Raw genomic sequence first — 820 nt, 5'->3', positions numbered from 1 at the left:
GCATCGATGGCTGCTTTCTTAGCAGTTGCTGCATCTTCAATAGCGTTCTTAGCAGTTGTTTTAGCGTCTGCACTTGGGTTAATCGCATTGATTGCAGTAGTACCGTCTGTTTTAGCTGTGTCTACTTCTGCATTTGTTGTTGCATTATCAACATTTGCTTTTGCTTCTTTAGCTTTAGCATCAACATCTTTTTTAGCAGCGTCTTTTTCTTCTGCTGTCAATTCATTACGTGCATCGATGGCTGCTTTCTTAGCAGTTGCTGCATCTTCAATAGCGTTCTTAGCAGTTGTTTTAGCGTCTGCATTTGGATTAACTTCGTTAATAGCAGTAGTACCATTTGTTTTAGCTGTGTCTACTGCTGCATTTGTTGTCGCACTATCAACATTTACTTTTGCTTCCTTAGCCTTATCGTCAACTTCTTTCTTAGCAGCATCTTTTTCTTCTTGCGTTAATTCATTACGTGCATCGATGGCTGCTTTCTTAGCAGTTGCTGCATCTTCAATAGCGTTCTTAGCAGTTGTTTTAGCGTCTGCACTTGGGTTAATCGCATTGATTGCAGTAGTACCGTCTGTTTTAGCTGTGTCTACTTCTGCATTTGTTGTTGCATTATCAACATTTGCTTTTGCTTCTGTAGCTTTGGCATCAACGTCTTTCTTAGCAGCATCTTTTTCTTCTTGCGTTAATTCATTACGTGCATCGATGGCTGCTTTCTTAGCAGTTGCTGCATCTTCAATAGCGTTCTTAGCAGTTGTTTTAGCGTCTGCACTTGGGTTAATCGCATTGATTGCAGTAGTACCGTCTGTTTTAGCTGTGTCTACTT

1 protein-coding gene is annotated in these 820 nt (G+C 40.5%); it reads right to left on the bottom strand.

Annotated features, from left to right (window positions below):
• A partial coding sequence (locus E4T68_RS08970; protein WP_135126058.1) for a DUF1542 domain-containing protein occupies positions 1–820 on the bottom strand: 820 nt, incomplete at both ends.

The organism is Granulicatella sp. WM01 (assembly GCF_004570605.1).
Classification (GTDB): domain Bacteria; phylum Bacillota; class Bacilli; order Lactobacillales; family Aerococcaceae; genus WM01.
Note: the sequence above shows the minus strand (reverse complement) of the source record. Positions and strands in the feature narration are given on the sequence as shown.